The organism is Kitasatospora sp. NEAU-CNBT7, assembly GCF_057220535.1.
Map to the genome: position 1 here is coordinate 157,210 of NZ_JBXQQB010000005.1, position 16,690 is coordinate 173,899.

A 16,690-nucleotide genomic window follows, 5' to 3' on the forward strand; every position below is an offset into this window, starting at 1 on the left:
GCTCCCGGCACCCCGGCACCCCGGCACCCCAGCACCCCAGCACCCCAGCACCCCAGCCGACGTTCCTGCCCGGCATTTCGGGCGGCGCAAACATTCACGGGATCGTGAATATCAGCCGACCGCCAATCATTCACCCCACGAAAACCGTTCACGACTTCGCAAACATCAACGCCATCGCTCATCATTCACGACTTCATGAATGGTTACGCATATGCAAATCGCGATTCTGCTCTTCGACCGGTTCACCGCCCTCGACGCCGTCGGCCCCTACGAGGTCCTCTCCCGTCTGCCGGGAGCGGACGTCGTCTTCACGGCGGCCCGGCGCGGACCGGTCCGGGCCGACACCGGCTTCCTCTCCCTGGTGGCCGACGCCTCGATCGACGAGGTCACCTCACCCGATCTGCTGCTCGTCCCCGGCGGCCCGGGCCAGGCCGCCCGCATGGACGACCGGCCGCTGCTCGACTGGATCAGGGCCGTCGACGCCGGGACCACCTGGTCCACCTCGGTCTGCACCGGCTCTCTCCTACTGGCGGCCGCCGGACTGCTGAAGGGCCGCCGGGCCGCCTGCCACTGGCTGGCGGCCGACCAGCTCCCCGCCCACGGCGCGCTCCCCACCACCGACCGGGTCGTGATCGACGGCAAGTACGCCACCGCAGCCGGGGTCTCCGCCGGGATCGACCTCGCACTGCTGCTGGCCGGCCGGATCGCCGGCGACCGGACCGCGCAGGCCATCCAGCTCCTCACCGAGTACGCCCCCGAGCCCCCGTACCGGGCAGGCAGTCCGGCCACGGCCCCGGCCGACCTGGTCGATGCCCTCCGCGGCCGCGCACCGGAGTTCCTGCGCGACTGAGCGTCCCTGCCGCCACCCCCGCACCACCGCCGCACCACACCGCCCCCGCCCCGGCTCCCCGGCCCGGCCCCCCTGCCCGGCTCCCCGACGCAGTCCGGGCCGGCGGGGCCACCGGGAGCCGGGGCACATGCAGGGCCGGTCCGGCACGGGCCGGGGATCACCCTCCCGGCCCACGCCGCGCCCCTCCCGCCGGAGGCGAGTGACACTTGATGCATGGGCGAGACTCAGCGCAGCAGCAGCGGGGACATCTTCACCCCGCCGGTCGTGGTGCGCCCACCCACCCGGGGCGCCCGGCCGTACCGGCGGGTGGAGATCTACGGGCGGACGGTCGGCAAGGCCTTCGACGCGGCCGATGTGGCCGAGTTCATCCGGCGGGCCGGCGTCGAGGACCCGGATCTGACCGACCCGGAACTGGTCGGCTGGCGCGGTGGCGACCAGACCGTCTGGTCGGCACCGAGCACGCCGACCGCCCCGGTCCACGAGGTGTCGGCCCTGCCGGACACCTCCGAAGCACCGGCGACTCCCGACCCACCGGACGGACCCCACCAGCCAAACGGCCCCCACCAGCCGGGCGGCCCGCACGCCGACGCTCGCGCCACCGGGGCGCACGCCACCCCCACCGGCACCCACCCCACCGGTAGCCTCACCACCGGCACCCACCCCACCGGCACCGAGGACGACAGCGTCGACGACGACAGCGCCGACGACGACAGCGCTGCTGCGAGCTGACCGGTCCGAACCGGGGCCGCGGCCCACCGACCACCCCGCACCATGCCGCCGCACCCCGCCCGAACGATGCCCCACGCGCCGCCGCCGCCCATCGCCCACACGGCGCCCGCACGCCGCCGCACACCGCCCGCGCAGCCCAGCACGCAGGCGCCCCCGAGCCCGCAGGCATCCGCTCGGAGCCCGCGCTCCCGGCACTGCCGCCGACGCGACCGGCCGATCAACCATCCAGGGCAATTCGTTCCCCCCAGGCGCTGACGATGCCGCGCCTGGGGTGGCCGGTCGGGGCCACCCAGGAGGTAGTGGAAGGACGTGACCCACTCCGCCCGAGGAGCAGCGCATGCGCCCGACCCGCTTGGCAGCCACCCTCTCGATGGTCTCCCTGTTCGCCGCCACCGTGAGCAGTTGCGCCGCTGAGTGGCGGCCGCTGTCCTCCGCCGCCCCGGTTCCCACGGTGACCGCGACAGCCACGGCCACGGTGACGGCCACCGCGCCGGCCGCGCCCGCTCCGGCGGTGGCGCTGACCCCCGTCCCCGGCGCCCCGGCCCCGGCCGGCTCCCCCGCCGACCCGGCCGCACCCGCCGGGTCGGTCCCACCCGCGGCTCCCGGCGCCCCCGCAGCCCCCGGTGCGAGCGCGCCGCCCGCCGCCGATCCCGCCGCAGCGGCGGCTGCTGCGGCCGCCGCGGCCGGGGCCCTGTCAGCCGAGCCCGGCACGGCCGTCGGGGTGGCGGCCACCGATCCGCTCGGCCCGGTGCTGGTCGACGCCCAGGGGCGCACGCTGTACGTCTTCGAGGGCGACACCTCGACGGCCTCCACCTGCTACGACGACTGCGCCGCGGCTCTTCCCCCGCTGACCACCAAGGGCCTGCCGGTGGCCGGTCCGGGCGCGGACGAGGGGCTGCTCGGCACCACGGTGCGGACCGACGGGACGATCCAGGTCCTCTACAACGGGCGGCCGCTCTACCTGTGTGCCCAGGACACGGCCGCCGGGGAGTCGTTCGGCCAGGAGCAGTCGCGGTTCGGCTCGTACTGGTACGCCGCGGACGCCTCCGGGCACTCCGTGAAGCTGTCCGCGGCACCGCCGGATCCCACCCACTGAGACCGGCGGACCCCCTCCCGCGGACGGTCCGACGGCCTCACCGGCCTTCACCAGGCACTCTCTTCCGCCCCCGGCCAGCCCGGTCCGCCGCCTGTCCACCCAGTGCTGCAGGCCCTCAACCATCGACCGATTCCTGTATAAATCCGTGCCGACGCGGCGCGAACGACCGCCCCAGGAACCCCTGGCGGCCCTCATGTTTATGCAGCGCGGCGCGAAGCAATACCACCCCACCCGCTTTCTCAAATAATGCTCAAATTTCCGTGACGCCCGGCCTGACCTGCGGAGACATACGGAGAGCAGTCAGTTGTGCAGCAGCCGTGAAATTGGCCATCTGAATGTAACTATTCGGCTTCGCGTCTGTTGTGCGACCGCGGTGCCGACCTAGCCTTGGGCAACTCTCAACCTCCACCTGCCATTCACCGAGAGGTTCCCCATCCCCATGGCTTCTGTCGACCAGCTCGCCCCTTCAGCCTCCCCATCGACCGGTTCACCGGGCAGCGGCCGTTCGCTGCGCCGTGAGGTCGGGCTGATCGGCCTGCTCTGGGCCTCCGTGGGCTCGATCATCGGCTCCGGCTGGCTCTACGGCGCGAAGAACGCCGTCATGGTGGCCGGCCCCGCCGCGCTCATCTCCTGGGGCATCGGCGCGGTCGCGATCGTGCTGCTGGCCTTCGTCCACGCCGAGCTCGGCGGCATGTTCCCGGTGGCGGGCGGCACCGCGCGCTACCCGCACTACGCCTTCGGCGGCCTGGCCGGCATGTCGTTCGGCTGGTTCTCCTGGCTGCAGGCCGCCACGGTCGCGCCGATCGAGGTCGAGGCCATGATCGGCTACGCCGGTCACTGGGAGTTCGCGAAGAGCTTCCTGAACGACAACGGCACCCTGACCGCCTCCGGCTTCGTGGTCGCGGTGATCCTGATGGGCGTCTTCGTCGCGGTCAACTTCCTCGGCGTGCGCGTGCTGTCGCACACCAACAGCTTCGCGACCTGGCTGAAGATCTTCGTGCCGCTGCTGGCCATCTTCACCCTCGCCGTGTCCAACTTCCACGGCGGCAACTTCACCTCGCACGGCTTCGCCCCGTTCGGCACCAAGGGCATCCTGGCCGCGATCAGCACCAGCGGCATCATCTTCGCCCTGCTCGGCTTCGAGCAGGCGATCCAGCTGGCCGGTGAGAGCAAGAACCCCAAGCGCGACATCCCGCGCGCCGTGCTCGGCTCGGTCGCCATCGGCACCCTGATCTACATCCTGCTGCAGGTCGTCTTCATCGCCGCGCTGCCCGCGACCGCGTTCGCGAACGGCTGGGCCAACCTCGACTTCCCCGGCATCAGCGGCCCGTTCGCCGGCCTCGCCACCACCGTCGGCCTCGGCTGGCTGGCCTGGGTGCTGTACTTCGACGCGATCGTCTCGCCCGGCGGCACCGGCCTCATCTACACCACCTCCACCTCGCGCATCTCCTACGGCCTGAGCAAGAACGGCTACGCACCCCAGCTGTTCGAGCGGGTCGACCGCCAGGGCGTGCCGTGGTTCGGTCTGGTCATCTCCTTCCTGACCGGCGTGATCTGCTTCCTGCCCTTCCCGAGCTGGCAGGAGCTGGTCGGCTTCATCACCTCCGCCTCGGTGCTGATGTACGCGGGCGCCCCGCTGGCCTTCGGCGCGCTGCGCCGCCGCCTGCCGAACCGTGAGCGCTCGTACCGCCTGCCCGGCGGCGCGGTCATCGCCCCGCTGTCGTTCATCGTCGCCAGCATGATCATCTACTGGACCGGCTGGCACACCCTGGCCCGCCTCGGCATCGCCATCGTGCTCGGCTACGTGCTGCTCGGCAGCTACGCCGCGTACGCCACCAAGAAGGGCCTGCCGAACGCGCCGAAGCTGGACTGGCGCGCCGCCCAGTGGCTGCCCGCGTACCTGCTCGGCCTCGGCCTGATCTCCTGGCAGGGCAGCTTCGGCGACGGCCAGGGCAACCTGCCGATGTGGTGGGACATGGGCGTGGTCGCGGCCTTCGCGCTCGCCATCTACTCCTGGGCGACCCGGGTCGCGCTGCCCGCCGAGCTGATCGAGCAGATGATCCAGGACGTCGAGGTGGTGGACGAGGGCGGTCACTGACCCCCGGACCCGCTACCGCGGCAGTACCCCCGCGGGACCCGAGCAGTCCCCAGTCGCACCCAGTAGTACCCAGCGCAGCCCGGCCGGTTCCCACCGGCCGGGCTGCGCCGCTGTCGGGGACGTCCGCGGGGCCGGGGCGGCCGGGGTCTGCGGTTGCCGGACCCGGCGGACGGTGGTTCGGTCGAACCGGTCGCAGCGCAGCGCGCGCGGCGCCGAAGGTACGTCCCGGCACCGCTAGGAGGCCTCACCGCCATGTCCGATGCACCACGCGTCCGGCCCACCGTCCGGCCCACCACCAACAACGCCGGGGTCCCGGTCGAGAGCGACGCGGATTCGCTGACCGCCGGCCCGGTCGGCCCGATCCTGCTGCACGACCACTACCTGATCGAGAAGATGGCCCAGTTCAACCGGGAACGGGTGCCCGAGCGGGTGGTGCACGCCAAGGGCGGCGGCGCGTACGGCGTCTTCCGGGTGACCCAGGACGTGAGCCGGTTCACCAGGGCCGACCTGTTCCAGCCCGGCAAGGAGACCGAGATGCTGGCCCGGTTCTCCACCGTCGCCGGTGAGCTCGGCACCCCCGACAGCTGGCGCGACCCGCGCGGTTTCGCGCTGAAGTTCTACACCGAGCAGGGCAACTACGACCTGGTCGGCAACAACACCCCGGTCTTCTTCGTCCGGGACCCGATCAAGTTCCAGGACTTCATCCGCTCGCAGAAGCGCCGCCCCGACACCCACCTGCGCGACCACGACATGCAGTGGGACTTCTGGACGCTCTCCCCGGAGTCGGCCCACATGGTCACCTGGCTGATGGGCGACCGCGGCATCCCGAAGTCCTGGCGCCACATGAACGGGTACGGCTCGCACACCTACCAGTGGGTCAACGCGGACGGCGAACGCTTCTGGGTCAAGTACCACTTCAAGACCGACCAGGGCATCGAGTTCCTGACCCAGGAGGCGGCGGACCGGCTGGCCGGCGAGGACCCGGACGCCCACCTGCGCGACCTCTACGACGCGATCGAGAACGGCGACCACCCGTCGTGGACGCTGTACGTCCAGGTGATGCCGTTCGACGACGCGTGGACGTACCGGTTCAACCCGTTCGACCTGACCAAGGTGTGGCCGCACGCCGACCACCCGCTGCACGAGGTCGGCCGGATGACGCTCGACCGCAACCCGGACAACTACCACGTCCACATCGAGCAGGCCGCCTTCGAGCCCTCGAACCTGGTGCCCGGCATCGGGGTCTCGCCGGACAAGATGCTGCTCGGCCGGATCTTCTCCTACCCGGACACCCACCGGTACCGGATCGGCCCCAACTACGCCCAGCTGCCGCCCAACCGGGCCCACGTGCCGGTGCACTCGTACGCCAAGGACGGGCCGATGCGCTTCGACGCGTCCCGGGCCACCACGCCGTACGCGCCCAACTCGTACGGCGGGCCGGCCGCGCAGCCCGAGCTGTGGGGCGCGCCGATCGGGTGGGACGTGGCGGGGCGGATGGTCCGCGAGGCGTACCCGCTGCACGCCGAGGACGACGACTGGGGCCAGGCGGGCACCATGGTGCGCGAGGTGCTGGACGACGCCGCGCGAGAGCGGCTGGTGTCGAACATCGCCGGGCACCTGCTGAAGGGGGTCTCCGCGCCGGTCCTGGAGCGGGCCGTCACGTACTGGCGCAACGTCGACAAGGACCTCGGCGACCGGGTGGCCGCGAAGGTCGCCGGTAGCTAGCCGCAGGCGCGTACACAGCCGCCCCGGGCCGGACGGTCCGGGGCGGCTGCGGCGTCCGCGCGGCGGTGGTCCGGGCGGGCCCGGCGGCCGGAGCCGTTGACAAGGCGGACACCTCGCAGGGATTCTAAGCAAGCGCTTAGTCATACCGTCCTGTCGTCGTCCCCATCCAGGCGAGGAGCCCATGAGCGACGCCCCCGCAGCCCTTCCCGGAGCCCTTCCCGGCCTCGATCTCGACCGTCTCCGCGCCCGCATCGACCGTGACCTGCCCGGTCTGCTGGCCGGTCCGCTGCACGCCCGGCTGTTCGAGGGAGGCAAGTCGAACCTGACCTACCTGCTGGAGGACGGCACCGGCCGCTGGGTGCTGCGGCGGCCGCCGCTCGGGCACGTCCTGGCCACCGCGCACGACATGGCCCGCGAGTTCCGGGTGCTGACCGCCCTGCACCCGACCGGGGTGCCGGTGCCGCGGCCGCTGCTGCTGATCGAGGACCCGGAGGTGACCGGGGCGCCGTGCTACCTGATGGAGTGCGCGCCGGGCACCGTGTACCGGGACACCGCACAGTTCGAGGGCCTCGGCGAGGAGCGGGTGCACGCGCTCGGGCTGCGCCTGGTGGACACCCTGGTCGACCTGCACGCGCTCGACCCGCAGGCCGTCGGGCTGGGCGGGTTCGGCCGGCCGGAGGGCTTCCTGGAGCGGCAACTGGTCCGCTGGGGGAAGCAGTTGGCGGCCTCCCGCAGCCGGGAGGTGACCGGCATAGACGAGTTGCAGGCGCAGCTCGCGGCCTCCATCCCGTTCTCCCCCGCGCCCGCGCTGGTGCACGGCGACTACCGGCTGGACAACGTGCTGGTCGACGCGGACGACCGGATCACCGCGGTGCTGGACTGGGAGATGTCCACCGTCGGCGACCCGCTCACCGACCTCGGGCTGCTGGTGATGTACATCGAGCTGGCCCGGCGCTTCGACGGCGTCCTGCCCGGCGCGGTGCTCGCCCCCGGGTTCCCCGCCACCGCCGACCTGGTCGCCCGGTACGCCGGGCGCTCGGGGCGGGACGTGGCGGCGCTCGGCTGGTACGTCGGCTTCGCCTCGTTCAAGCTGGCCGTCGTGCTGGAGGGCATCCACTACCGGTGGACCAAGGGCGGCACGGTCGGCCCCGGCTTCGACCGGGTCGGTGAACTGGTGCCCGCCTTCGTACAGTTCGGTCTCGCCTCGCTGGACCGGCCGACCAACAAGGAGCACTGACGGTGGACTTCTCCTACGACGCCCGCACCGAGGAGCTGCGCGGCCGGCTGCTCGCCTTCATGGACGAGGCGGTGTACCCGGCGGAGCCGGTGCTCACCGCCCAACTCGCCGACCCCGCACGGGAGCCGTGGACCGTCCCGCCGGTCGTCGGCGAGCTGCAGGCGGCGGCCAGGGCGCGCGGCCTGTGGAACCTCTTCCTGCCGGGCGAGCACGGCGCGGGCCTGACCAACCTCCAGTACGCGCCGCTGGCCGAGATCACCGGCCGGTCGATCCTGCTGGCGCCCGCCGCGCTGAACTGCGCGGCCCCGGACACCGGGAACATGGAGCTGCTGGCCGAGTTCGGCGACGAGGCGCAGCGCAAGCAGTGGCTCGAGCCGCTGCTCGCGGGTGAGATCAGGTCGGCGTTCGCGATGACCGAACCGGAGGTGGCCTCCTCGGACGCCACCAACATCACCACCCGGATCGAGCGGGACGGCGACCGGTACGTGGTCAACGGCCGCAAGTTCTACATCACCGGGGCGATGAACCCGAACTGCCGGATCTTCATCGTGATGGGCAAGACCGATCCCGCCGCGGACCCGCGCCGGCAGCAGAGCATGATCCTGGTGCCGCGCGACACCCCCGGGGTGACGGTGCGCCGCGGGATGACGGTGTTCGGGTACGGGGACGAGGACCACGGCGGGCACGCCGAGGTGCTGTTCGAGGACGTCCGGGTGCCGGCGGGGAACCTGATCGGCCCGGAGGGCTCCGGGTTCGCCATCGCGCAGGCGCGGCTCGGGCCGGGCCGGATCCACCACTGCATGCGGGCGATCGGGGTGGCCGAGCGGGCGTTGGAGCTGATGTGCGACCGGGCCCTGTCCCGGGTCGCGTTCGGCCGGCCGCTGGCCGAGCAGGGCGTGGTGCAGGAGTGGATCGCGGAGTCCCGGGTCCGGATCGAGCAGGCCCGGCTGTTGGTGCTGAAGACCGCCTGGCTGATGGACACCGTCGGCAACCGCGGTGCGCACACCGAGATCCAGGCCATCAAGATCGCTGTGCCGTCGGCGGTGGAGTGGATCCTCGACAAGGCCGTCCAGGCGCACGGCGCGGCCGGGGTCGGCCAGGACACCCCGCTGGCGCAGCTGTGGGCCGGGATCCGGACCCTGCGGCTGGCGGACGGCCCGGACGAGGTGCACCGGCGGTCGCTGGCCCGGCGTGAACTGAAGCGCCGCCAGGTCGGGGAGGTCTGAGATGGGATCGACCGGAGCGAAGGCGTCCGAGGCGAATGCGTCCGAGGCGGAGTTGTCCGGAGTGGAGTCGTCCGGCGTGGAGTCGGAGGTCCGTGAGCGCCTGCGCGGGCTGCTCGAGGCGTACGACCCGGCCACCACGGCACGGGAGGACTTCCTGCGGGCCAGGTTCGACGCCGGCCTGGCCTGGGTGCACTTCCCGCCCGGGCTCGGCGGGTTCGGCGCGCCGCGCGGCCTGCAGGCGCTGGTGGAGGCCGAGTTGGCGGCCGCCGGGGCGCCGGACAACGATCCGCGGCGCAACGGCATCGGCCTCGGCATGGCCGCGCCGACCATCCTGCGGTACGGCACCGAGGAGCAGAAGCAGCGGTTCCTGCGCCCGCTGTGGACCGGGGAGGAGGTGTGGTGCCAGCTGTTCAGCGAACCGGGTGCCGGATCCGACCTGGCGGCGCTGGCCACCCGCGCGGTCCGCGACGGCGACGGCTGGCGGGTGGACGGCCAGAAGGTGTGGACCTCCGGTGCGCACACCGCCCGCTGGGCGATCCTGATCGCCCGCACCGACCCCGGCGTGCCCAAGCACCAGGGCATCACCTACTTCGTCTGCGACATGACCGACCCGGGGGTGGAGGTCCGCCCGCTGCGGCAGATCACCGGGGAGGCGGAGTTCAACGAGGTGTTCCTGACCGGCGTACGGATCCCCGACGCGCACCGGCTCGGCGGCGTCGGCGAGGGCTGGCAGGTCGCGCAGACGACGCTCAACAACGAGCGGGTGGCGATCGGCGGGCAGGCGATGCCGCGCGAGGGCGGGATGACCGGCATCGTCGCGGCCACCTGGCGGGAGCGGCCCGAACTGCGCACCCACGAACTGCACCAGCGGCTGCTGAAGCTCTGGGTGGACGCCGAGGTGACGCGGCTGGCGGGCGAGCGGCTGCGCCAGCAGCTGGCAGTCGGCCAGCCCGGGCCGGAGGGCGCGGCGATGAAGCTCGCCTTCGCCCGGCTCGCCCAGGAGTTGAGCGGTCTGGAGGTGGAGCTGCTCGGCGAGGAGGGCCTCGGGTACGACGACTGGACGCTGCGCTGCCCGGAGCTCGTCGACTTCAATGGCCGTGAGGCCGGCTACCGGTACCTGCGGGCCAAGGGGAACTCGATCGAGGGCGGAACCTCGGAGATCCTCCGCAACATCATCGCCGAGCGGGTCCTGGGCCTGCCGGGCGAGCCTCGCACCGACAAGGACCTGCCCTGGAAGGAGCTGCCGCGATGAGCGCACCCGATCTGCTCCACTCCGAGATCGAGGAGGAACTGCGGGCCAGCGTCCGGGCGTTGCTCACCGACCGGTGCCCGCCGTCGGCGGTGCTGGAACGCTGCGAGGGACCGCTCCCGTACGACCCGGCGCTGTGGCGCGCCCTGGCCGACGGGCTCGGGGTGGCGGGGCTGCACGTGCCCGAGGAGTACGGCGGCGCGGGCGCGAGCCTGCGGGAGAGCGCCGTGGTGCTGGAGGAGCTGGGGCGGCGGGTGGCGCCGGTGCCGTTCCTGGGCAGTGCGGTGCTGGCGGGGGTGCTGCTGCTGGCGGCCTGTCCGCAGGACGCGCTGCTGCCGCAGGTCGCGGGTGGTGCGCTGACCGCGGCCGTCGCCGTGCCGCTGTCCACCGCGCCCGGGGCCGCGTTCCCGGCGGCCGTCACGGCCGGGCCGGGCGCCACGCTGAGCGGCCGGGTCACCTCGGTCGCCGACGCGCTGGACGCCGGGCTGCTGCTGGTCCCGGCGGTGGGGCCGGACGGCCCGGCGCTGTACGCGGTCGAGGCCGGCGCAGCGGGTCTGGGGGTGGCCCGGCGGACCTCGCTGGACCTGACCAGGCCGCTCGCGGACATCACCCTGCACGAGGTGCCCGGGCGCCGGCTGGCCGTCGGTGAGGTGGCCGAACGGGCCCTCGGTCAGGCGCTGTTGACGGCGGCCGGGCTGCTGGCGTCGGAGCAGCTCGGGGTGGCCGAGTGGTGTCTGGCGACCACGGTGGAGTACCTGAAGGAGCGTCGGCAGTTCGCGCGCCGGCTGGGGTCGTTCCAGGCGCTGAAGCACCGGCTGGCCGATCTGTGGCTGGAGACGGTCGGGGCGCGTGCGGCGGCCCGGTACGCGGCGGACACCCTGGCGCGCGGCGGCCCGGATGCGGAGGTCGCGGTGGCGCTCGCGCAGGCGCACTGCGGGGCGGTGGCGGTGCGGGCGGCCGAGGAGTGCGTCCAGCTGCACGGCGGGATCGGGATGACCTGGGAGCACCCGGCGCACCTGTACCTCAAGCGCGCCAAGGCGGACCAGATCGCCCTGGGCACGCCCGGCCACCACCGGGCGGCGCTGGCCCGGCTGGTGGACCTGCCGGGGCCGGTCGGCTGACGGCGGCGCGGGCGGCGCCGGAAGCACCGAGGGGGCGGGCGCCCGCAGGCGCCCGCCCCCTTTCGGCGTGTCCGCCCACCGGGACCGGCCGGGGTTCGGATCGCGCCGCCGTCCCCCGCCCGTGGGGCGGTCGGGACGGGCGGCACGCGCCCGCGCGGACCGTCGGCCCGGCGATCGGAGGGCAGGGCGAGGTCAGCTCGGCGTGGCCGGCGGACCGGCGTGCAGCGGACCGGGGTACGTCCGGATCGGCGGGCGCGGGTGGCCCGGCGCCGGGCGGGCGGCGGGCGCCCGGCGCCATCCGGCCCGGCAGCCGGCACCCGGTCGGACGCGGCCAAGGCCGAGGCCACCGCCACCGCCACCGCCACCGCCACCGCTACGGCTGGACGGTGATCCGTCCGGTGCTGAGACCGTCGGCGACCCGCTGGACGCCCTCGGCGGCGCGCTCCAGCGGCAGCCGTTCGCTGACCAGCGGGCGGACCACCCCCTTGGCGGCGAGGTCGGTGAGCTCGCGGTGGGCGTGCCGGACGGCCTGCGGGTCGTGGGTGTTGTAGAGGCCCCAGTGCAGGCCGAGCAGCGAGTAGTTCTTCACCAGGGCGTGGCCGAGGCTCGGCGCGGGGATGGTGCCGCCGGCGAAGCCGACCACGACGATCCGGCCCTCGAAGGCGATGCACTTGGTGGAGCCGGTGTAGGCGTCGCCGCCGACCGGGTCGAACACAACGTCGGCCCCGCGGCCGCCGGTGGCCTCCTTGACCACGGCGACGAAGTCCCGTTCGTGCCGGTCGATCACCAGGTCGGCGCCCAGGTCCCGGGCCACGGCGGCCTTCGCCGCGCCGCCGACGACGCCGATCACGGTCGCCCCGGCGGCCTTGCCGAGCTGGACGGCGGCGCTGCCGACGCCGCCCGCCGCGGCGTGCACCAGCAGGGTCTCGCCGGCGGCCAGGGCGGCCCGCCGGTGCAGCCCGAACCAGGCGGTCTGGTAGCCGATGTGCAGGGCGGCGGCCTCGGCGTCGTCCAGCGCCTCGGGCGCGGGGAGGACCGCGCCGGCGTCCATCAGCGCGTACTCGGCGAACGCCCCGGCGGGCAGCAGCGCGGTGCCGATCACCCGGGTGCCCGCGTACGGGCCCTCGGCGGGCTCGCCGCAGAGTTCGACGCCCGGGGTGAACGGCAGCGGCGGGCGGACCTGGTACTGGCCCCGGCACATCAGCGCGTCCGGGAAGTTGACGGCGGCGGCCCGGACCCGGACCAGCAGCTGTCCCTCGGCGGGCACCGGCCTGGGTATGTCCTCCGCGAGCCGCATCACCTCGGCGGGCTCGCCGAGTCCGCCGACCTGCCAGGCCTTCACGAGTGGCTCCCTTCGGGGGTGCGGTCGGAGGTGCGGACGGCGGCCGGGCCCTGTTCGAGGCCCTGCTGGAGGCGGTTCATGCCGTTCAGCCAGCGGTCCGGGGTGGTGGCGCGGGCGGCGTAGTACTCGGCCACCTCGGCGTGCGGGAGGATCAGGAACTCCTCCGCCTCGACGGCCCGCAGGACCTCGGCGGCGACGGCGGCGGGCTCGATCGCGTTCGCGCCGAGCAGGGCCTCGCCGATCGCGCCGGTCGAGGTCAGCATGTCGGTGCGCACGCCCTGCGGGCACAGCGCGTGCACCCGTACCCCGCGGTGCCGGTAGGTGGCGGACAGCCACTCGGCGAAGGCCAGCGCGCCGTGCTTGCTGACCGCGTACGGGGCCGAGCCGAGCATGGTGAGCAGCCCGGCGGCCGAGACGGTGGACAGGAACCGGCCCTCGCCGCGCTCCAGCCACTCGGGCAGCAGCTGCTCGGCGGCCCGGACGTGGGCCATCACGTTCACCTCCCAGGCCTGGGACCAGAGCTCGGGGGCGGCGTCCGCCCCGCCCTGCGGGGCGACACCGGCGTTGGCGCAGTACAGGTCGACGCGGCCGTGGGCGCTGCGGGCGGCGTCGAGCAGGGCGGCGATGCCGTCGGCGGTCGCGGCGTCGCCGGGGGCGGCGAGCGCGCCGAGGCGGGCCGCTACCTGTTCGGCCGCCTCGGTGTCGAGGTCGTTGACCACGACCCGGGCGCCCTCGGCGGCGAAGGCGGTGGCGAGGGCGGCGCCGATGCCGCGGCCGGCGCCGGTGACGACGACGGTGCGCCCGTCGTGGGCGCTCACAGTCCGCCGCCCAGGGTCACGCCGCCGTCGACGACCAGGGTCTGGCCGGTGATCCAGGCGGCGTCCGCGGAGAGCAGGAAGGCGACGGCCCCGGCGACGTCCTCGGGGACGCCGAGCCGGCCGAGCGGGTAGGCCCGGATCACCTTCTCCTCGCGGCCTTCGTACAGGGCCTCGGCGAACTTGGTCTTGACGATCGCGGGGGCGACCGCGTTGACCCGGATGTCGGGGCCGAGGTCGGCGGCGAGTTCGACGGTGAGCCGCATCAGGGCGGCCTTGCTGACGCCGTACATGCCGATGCCCTTGGCGGCGCGGATGCCCGCGATGGAGGCGACGTTGACGACGGCGCCGCCGTGCTCGCCCATCCAGGCGGCGTGGGCGAGGCGGGTCCAGGCCAGTGGGGCCAGCACGTTGACCGCCATGATCTTGGCGGCGGCGGCCGGGTCGGTGTCCAGCATCGGGCCGTAGACCGGGTTGACGCCGGTGTTGTTGACCAGCAGGTCGAGCCGGCCGAAGGTCTCCATGGTGCGGGTGACGGCCTCCTCCTGGTGGGCCGGGTCGTCGGACTTGCCGGCCACCGCGAGGGCGTGGTCGGCGCCGCCGAGGTCACGGACCGCGTCGTCGAGCGGCTCGGCGCTGCGGGCGGTGATGCAGACCTTGGCGCCGCGCTGGACGAGTTCGCGGGCGATGCCGAGGCCGATGCCCCGGCTGGCTCCGGTGACCACGGCCACCTGGCCCTTGAGGGAGGAGGTCATCGCCGTACCTTTCGATGGGGTGACTAAGCGCTTGCTCAGCATCTTGGGGCCGGGCCACACTGTCAACAGGCCGAGCCGCCCGGCCCGCGTGATCCCTCTGCGAGGATTGGTCCTATGAACGAACTGGCGACCGCCGGCCTGTGGCCCGGAGAGGCGACCGAGGCCCCCCGGCGCCTGCTGCTCGCGGCGGTGGAGTCCTTCGCCCGGCGCGGGTACCACGCCACCACCACCCGCGACATCGCGACGGCCGCCGGGATGAGCCCCGCGGCGCTCTACATCCACTACCCGTCCAAGGCGGCGCTGCTCGCCGAGATCAGCCGCACCGGCCATCAGGCCACCTTCGACCTGGTCGAGCGGGCCGAGGCGGCGAGCGGCGACCCGGTGGAGCAGATGCGGCGCCTGGTGGAGGACTTCACGGTCTGGCACGCCCGCGGCCACACGGTCGGCCGGATCGTCAACAACGAGCTGCACGCGCTGCCCGAGGAGACCTTCGCGGCCGTCGCGGAGCTGCGGATCCGGATCGAGGAAACGGTTCGGCGGATCATCGGGCGGGGGGTGGCCGCGGGCGTCTTCGAGGTGCCCGACCAGCGCACCGCCGCCCGGGCGGTCACCTCGCTCGGCATCGACGTGTCCCGCTGGTACACCGAGCGCAGCACGGAGTCGCCGGAGGAGCTGGGCCGCCGGTACGCGGTGCTGGTGCTGCGAATGCTGGGTACCGGGGCCGCGGTGTGATCCGGGTCTCTCCGCCGGTACGGTGATCCGATGATGTTCCACGCCATCGCAGTCGCACCTGACGTCCAGCTGCGACCGGTTGCCGAGGACGACTCGGCCGCCCTGCTCCGCGCCTTCCTGCGCAACCGCGAGCACCTGCGCCGCTGGGACCCCCGGCGGGACGAGGAGTTCTTCACCCCGGCCGGGCAGGCGGCCCGGCTGCGGGACCAGTTGGAGCAGCGCGAGGCCGGCCGCCAGTTCCCGTACGTGCTCACCCACGGCGAGGAGGTCATCGGCGCGGTGACCCTCTCCAACGTGGTGCGCGGCCCGCTGCACAGCGCCAACCTCGGCTACTGGATCGACGCCGGCCACGTCGGCCGCGGCCTGGCCGGCGCCGCCGTGACCCTGGTGGCCCGGGCCGCCGACCAGCAGCACGGGCTGCACCGGCTGGAGGCCGGCGCGGCCACCGACAATCCCGGCTCCCAGCGGGTGCTGGTCAAGAGCGGGTTCCAGGTGATCGGCACCGCGCCGAAGTTCCTGCTGATCGACGGCGAGTGGCGGGACCATGTGCTGTTCCAGAAGATCCTGAACGACCGTCACCCCGGCTGACCCGGCTGACCCGGCGGCCCGTCCCGCACCGGGCCGGGCCACACCGGGCCGGGCCGCCCGGCATCAACCGATCGGTTGACCCCCCTCCACCACCGCCGTCCCGAACCACCGCCGGTCGGTCGATGAGCCGCCCTGCCCCCGCGCGGGAAGCTCGGAGCACGGCAGGGCGCCGGGCGGACGAGGACAGCAGGGGGTGGTGGCCGTGGCGGTCATCGAGGTGGCGGGACTGCGCAAGGCGTACCGGGGGCGCGGTGTCCTGGACGGGGTCGACCTCCAGGTCGCCGAGGGCGAGATCTTCGGCCTGCTGGGTTCCAACGGGGCCGGCAAGACCACCACCGTGGAGTGCTGCGAGGGCCTGCGCCGGGCCGACGGCGGGACCGTCCGGGTGCTGGGGCTCGACCCGGTCCGCCAGGCGCACCGGCTGCGCGCCCGGATCGGCGTCCAGCTCCAGCAGGCCCAGCTGCAGGACGCGCTGCGGGTCGGCGAGGCGCTGGAGCTGTACGCCTCCTTCTACCCCCGGGCCCACGACCCGGCGGAGCTGGCCGCCCGCTGGGGCCTCGGCGAGCTGCGCCGCACGCCGTTCGGCAAGCTCTCCGGCGGACAGAAGCAGCGGCTGTTCATCGCGCTCGCCCTGGTCGGCCGGCCGGAGGTGGCGTTCCTGGACGAGCTGACCACCGGCCTCGACCCGGCCGCGCGGCGCGAGACCTGGGGGTTGATCCGCCAGGTCCGGGACAGCGGCGTGACGGTGGTCCTGGTCTCGCACTTCATGGACGAGGTCGAGGCGCTGTGCGACCGCGCCGCCGTACTCGACCGCGGCCGGATCGTGGCCGCCGGCACCCCGCGGGAGCTGATCGCCCGCGCCGGGGTGGCCGGGACCCTCAGCTTCCGGCCGACCGCCCCGCTCGACCGGGCCCTGCTCGCCGGGCTGCCCGGGGTGGCCACCGTGACCGAGCGGGCCGGCCGGATCGAGGTCACCGGCACCGGAGGCTACGCCGACGAGGTCACCCGGCTGCTGGCCGGCCGCGGTCTGGTCGTCACCGGCCTGCGGATCCACGAGCGCAGCCTGGACGACGCCTTCGTCGCGCTGACCGGCCGCGACCACACCAACTGACCGACCCCCACTCACC

General features: G+C 73.9%; 15 protein-coding genes. 12 read left to right on the top strand and 3 right to left on the bottom strand.

The features are described from left to right. Positions 1 to 211: 211 nt before the first annotated feature. The 9 genes from AC2TEW_RS09025 to AC2TEW_RS09065 all read left to right on the top strand — a co-directional run bounded on the left by AC2TEW_RS09025 (position 212) and on the right by AC2TEW_RS09065 (position 11,331). On the top strand, positions 212 to 850 hold the full coding sequence (locus tag AC2TEW_RS09025; RefSeq protein ID WP_484622819.1) for a DJ-1/PfpI family protein: 639 nt from the start codon (positions 212 to 214) through the stop codon (positions 848 to 850). Positions 851 to 1,063: 213 nt separating this feature from the next. Continuing rightward, entirely contained in the window at positions 1,064 to 1,579 is a 516-nt protein-coding gene (locus AC2TEW_RS09030) for a hypothetical protein (RefSeq protein ID WP_484622820.1), read from the top strand. Between the two features lie 337 nt (positions 1,580 to 1,916). Beyond that, positions 1,917 to 2,675 carry a COG4315 family predicted lipoprotein gene (locus AC2TEW_RS09035; protein WP_484622821.1) on the top strand — a complete coding sequence of 253 codons (759 nt, stop codon included), beginning with the start codon at positions 1,917 to 1,919 and terminating at the stop codon, positions 2,673 to 2,675. A gap of 439 nt (positions 2,676 to 3,114) precedes the next feature. Beyond that, positions 3,115 to 4,773, top strand: coding sequence for an APC family permease (locus AC2TEW_RS09040; protein ID WP_484622822.1), 1,659 nt, complete (start codon positions 3,115 to 3,117; stop codon positions 4,771 to 4,773). Positions 4,774 to 5,025: 252 nt separating this feature from the next. Continuing rightward, positions 5,026 to 6,498: a catalase gene (locus tag AC2TEW_RS09045; protein ID WP_484622823.1), complete on the top strand. Its 1,473-nt coding sequence runs from the start codon at positions 5,026 to 5,028 to the stop codon at positions 6,496 to 6,498. Positions 6,499 to 6,679: 181 nt separating this feature from the next. Next, positions 6,680 to 7,735: a phosphotransferase family protein gene (locus tag AC2TEW_RS09050; RefSeq protein ID WP_484622824.1), complete on the top strand. Its 1,056-nt coding sequence runs from the start codon at positions 6,680 to 6,682 to the stop codon at positions 7,733 to 7,735. A gap of 2 nt (positions 7,736 to 7,737) precedes the next feature. Continuing rightward, a complete protein-coding gene (locus tag AC2TEW_RS09055; protein ID WP_484622825.1) occupies positions 7,738 to 8,961 on the top strand; it encodes an acyl-CoA dehydrogenase family protein in 1,224 nt (407 codons plus the stop codon). A gap of 1 nt (position 8,962) precedes the next feature. Beyond that, positions 8,963 to 10,213, top strand: coding sequence for an acyl-CoA dehydrogenase family protein (locus AC2TEW_RS09060; protein ID WP_484622826.1), 1,251 nt, complete (start codon positions 8,963 to 8,965; stop codon positions 10,211 to 10,213). Beyond that, a complete protein-coding gene (locus AC2TEW_RS09065; protein WP_484622827.1) occupies positions 10,210 to 11,331 on the top strand; it encodes an acyl-CoA dehydrogenase family protein in 1,122 nt (373 codons plus the stop codon). The genes AC2TEW_RS09060 and AC2TEW_RS09065 overlap by 4 nt, the downstream gene beginning before the upstream one ends. A 373-nt stretch (positions 11,332 to 11,704) precedes the next feature. Here AC2TEW_RS09065 and AC2TEW_RS09070 read toward each other — a convergent pair whose 3' ends face one another. From AC2TEW_RS09070 to AC2TEW_RS09080, 3 genes are read right to left on the bottom strand one after another with little or no spacing between them, the layout of a single operon-like run. Then, complete coding sequence (locus AC2TEW_RS09070) at positions 11,705 to 12,673, bottom strand: NADPH:quinone oxidoreductase family protein (protein WP_484622828.1); 969 nt, start codon at positions 12,671 to 12,673, stop codon at positions 11,705 to 11,707. Continuing rightward, a complete protein-coding gene (locus AC2TEW_RS09075) occupies positions 12,670 to 13,491 on the bottom strand; it encodes an SDR family oxidoreductase (RefSeq protein WP_484622829.1) in 822 nt (273 codons plus the stop codon). The genes AC2TEW_RS09070 and AC2TEW_RS09075 overlap by 4 nt, the downstream gene beginning before the upstream one ends. Next, positions 13,488 to 14,243 (bottom strand): SDR family oxidoreductase, encoded by a 756-nt coding sequence (locus AC2TEW_RS09080; RefSeq protein ID WP_484622830.1) that lies wholly within the window; start codon positions 14,241 to 14,243, stop codon positions 13,488 to 13,490. Before AC2TEW_RS09080 ends, AC2TEW_RS09075 begins: the two co-directional genes overlap by 4 nt. 114 nt (positions 14,244 to 14,357) lie before the next feature. On the opposite strand from AC2TEW_RS09080, the gene AC2TEW_RS09085 reads away from it, so the two are divergent. The 3 genes from AC2TEW_RS09085 (at position 14,358) to AC2TEW_RS09095 (ending at position 16,674) form a co-directional block, all read left to right on the top strand. After that, the gene (locus tag AC2TEW_RS09085; protein ID WP_484622831.1) at positions 14,358 to 14,975 is read left to right on the top strand and encodes a TetR/AcrR family transcriptional regulator; all 618 of its coding nucleotides are present in this window, start codon (positions 14,358 to 14,360) and stop codon (positions 14,973 to 14,975) included. A gap of 30 nt (positions 14,976 to 15,005) precedes the next feature. Then, positions 15,006 to 15,563 carry a GNAT family N-acetyltransferase gene (locus AC2TEW_RS09090; protein ID WP_484622832.1) on the top strand — a complete coding sequence of 186 codons (558 nt, stop codon included), beginning with the start codon at positions 15,006 to 15,008 and terminating at the stop codon, positions 15,561 to 15,563. Between the two features lie 202 nt (positions 15,564 to 15,765). Then, the gene (locus AC2TEW_RS09095; RefSeq protein ID WP_484622833.1) at positions 15,766 to 16,674 is read left to right on the top strand and encodes an ABC transporter ATP-binding protein; all 909 of its coding nucleotides are present in this window, start codon (positions 15,766 to 15,768) and stop codon (positions 16,672 to 16,674) included. Positions 16,675 to 16,690: the final 16 nt, after the last annotated feature.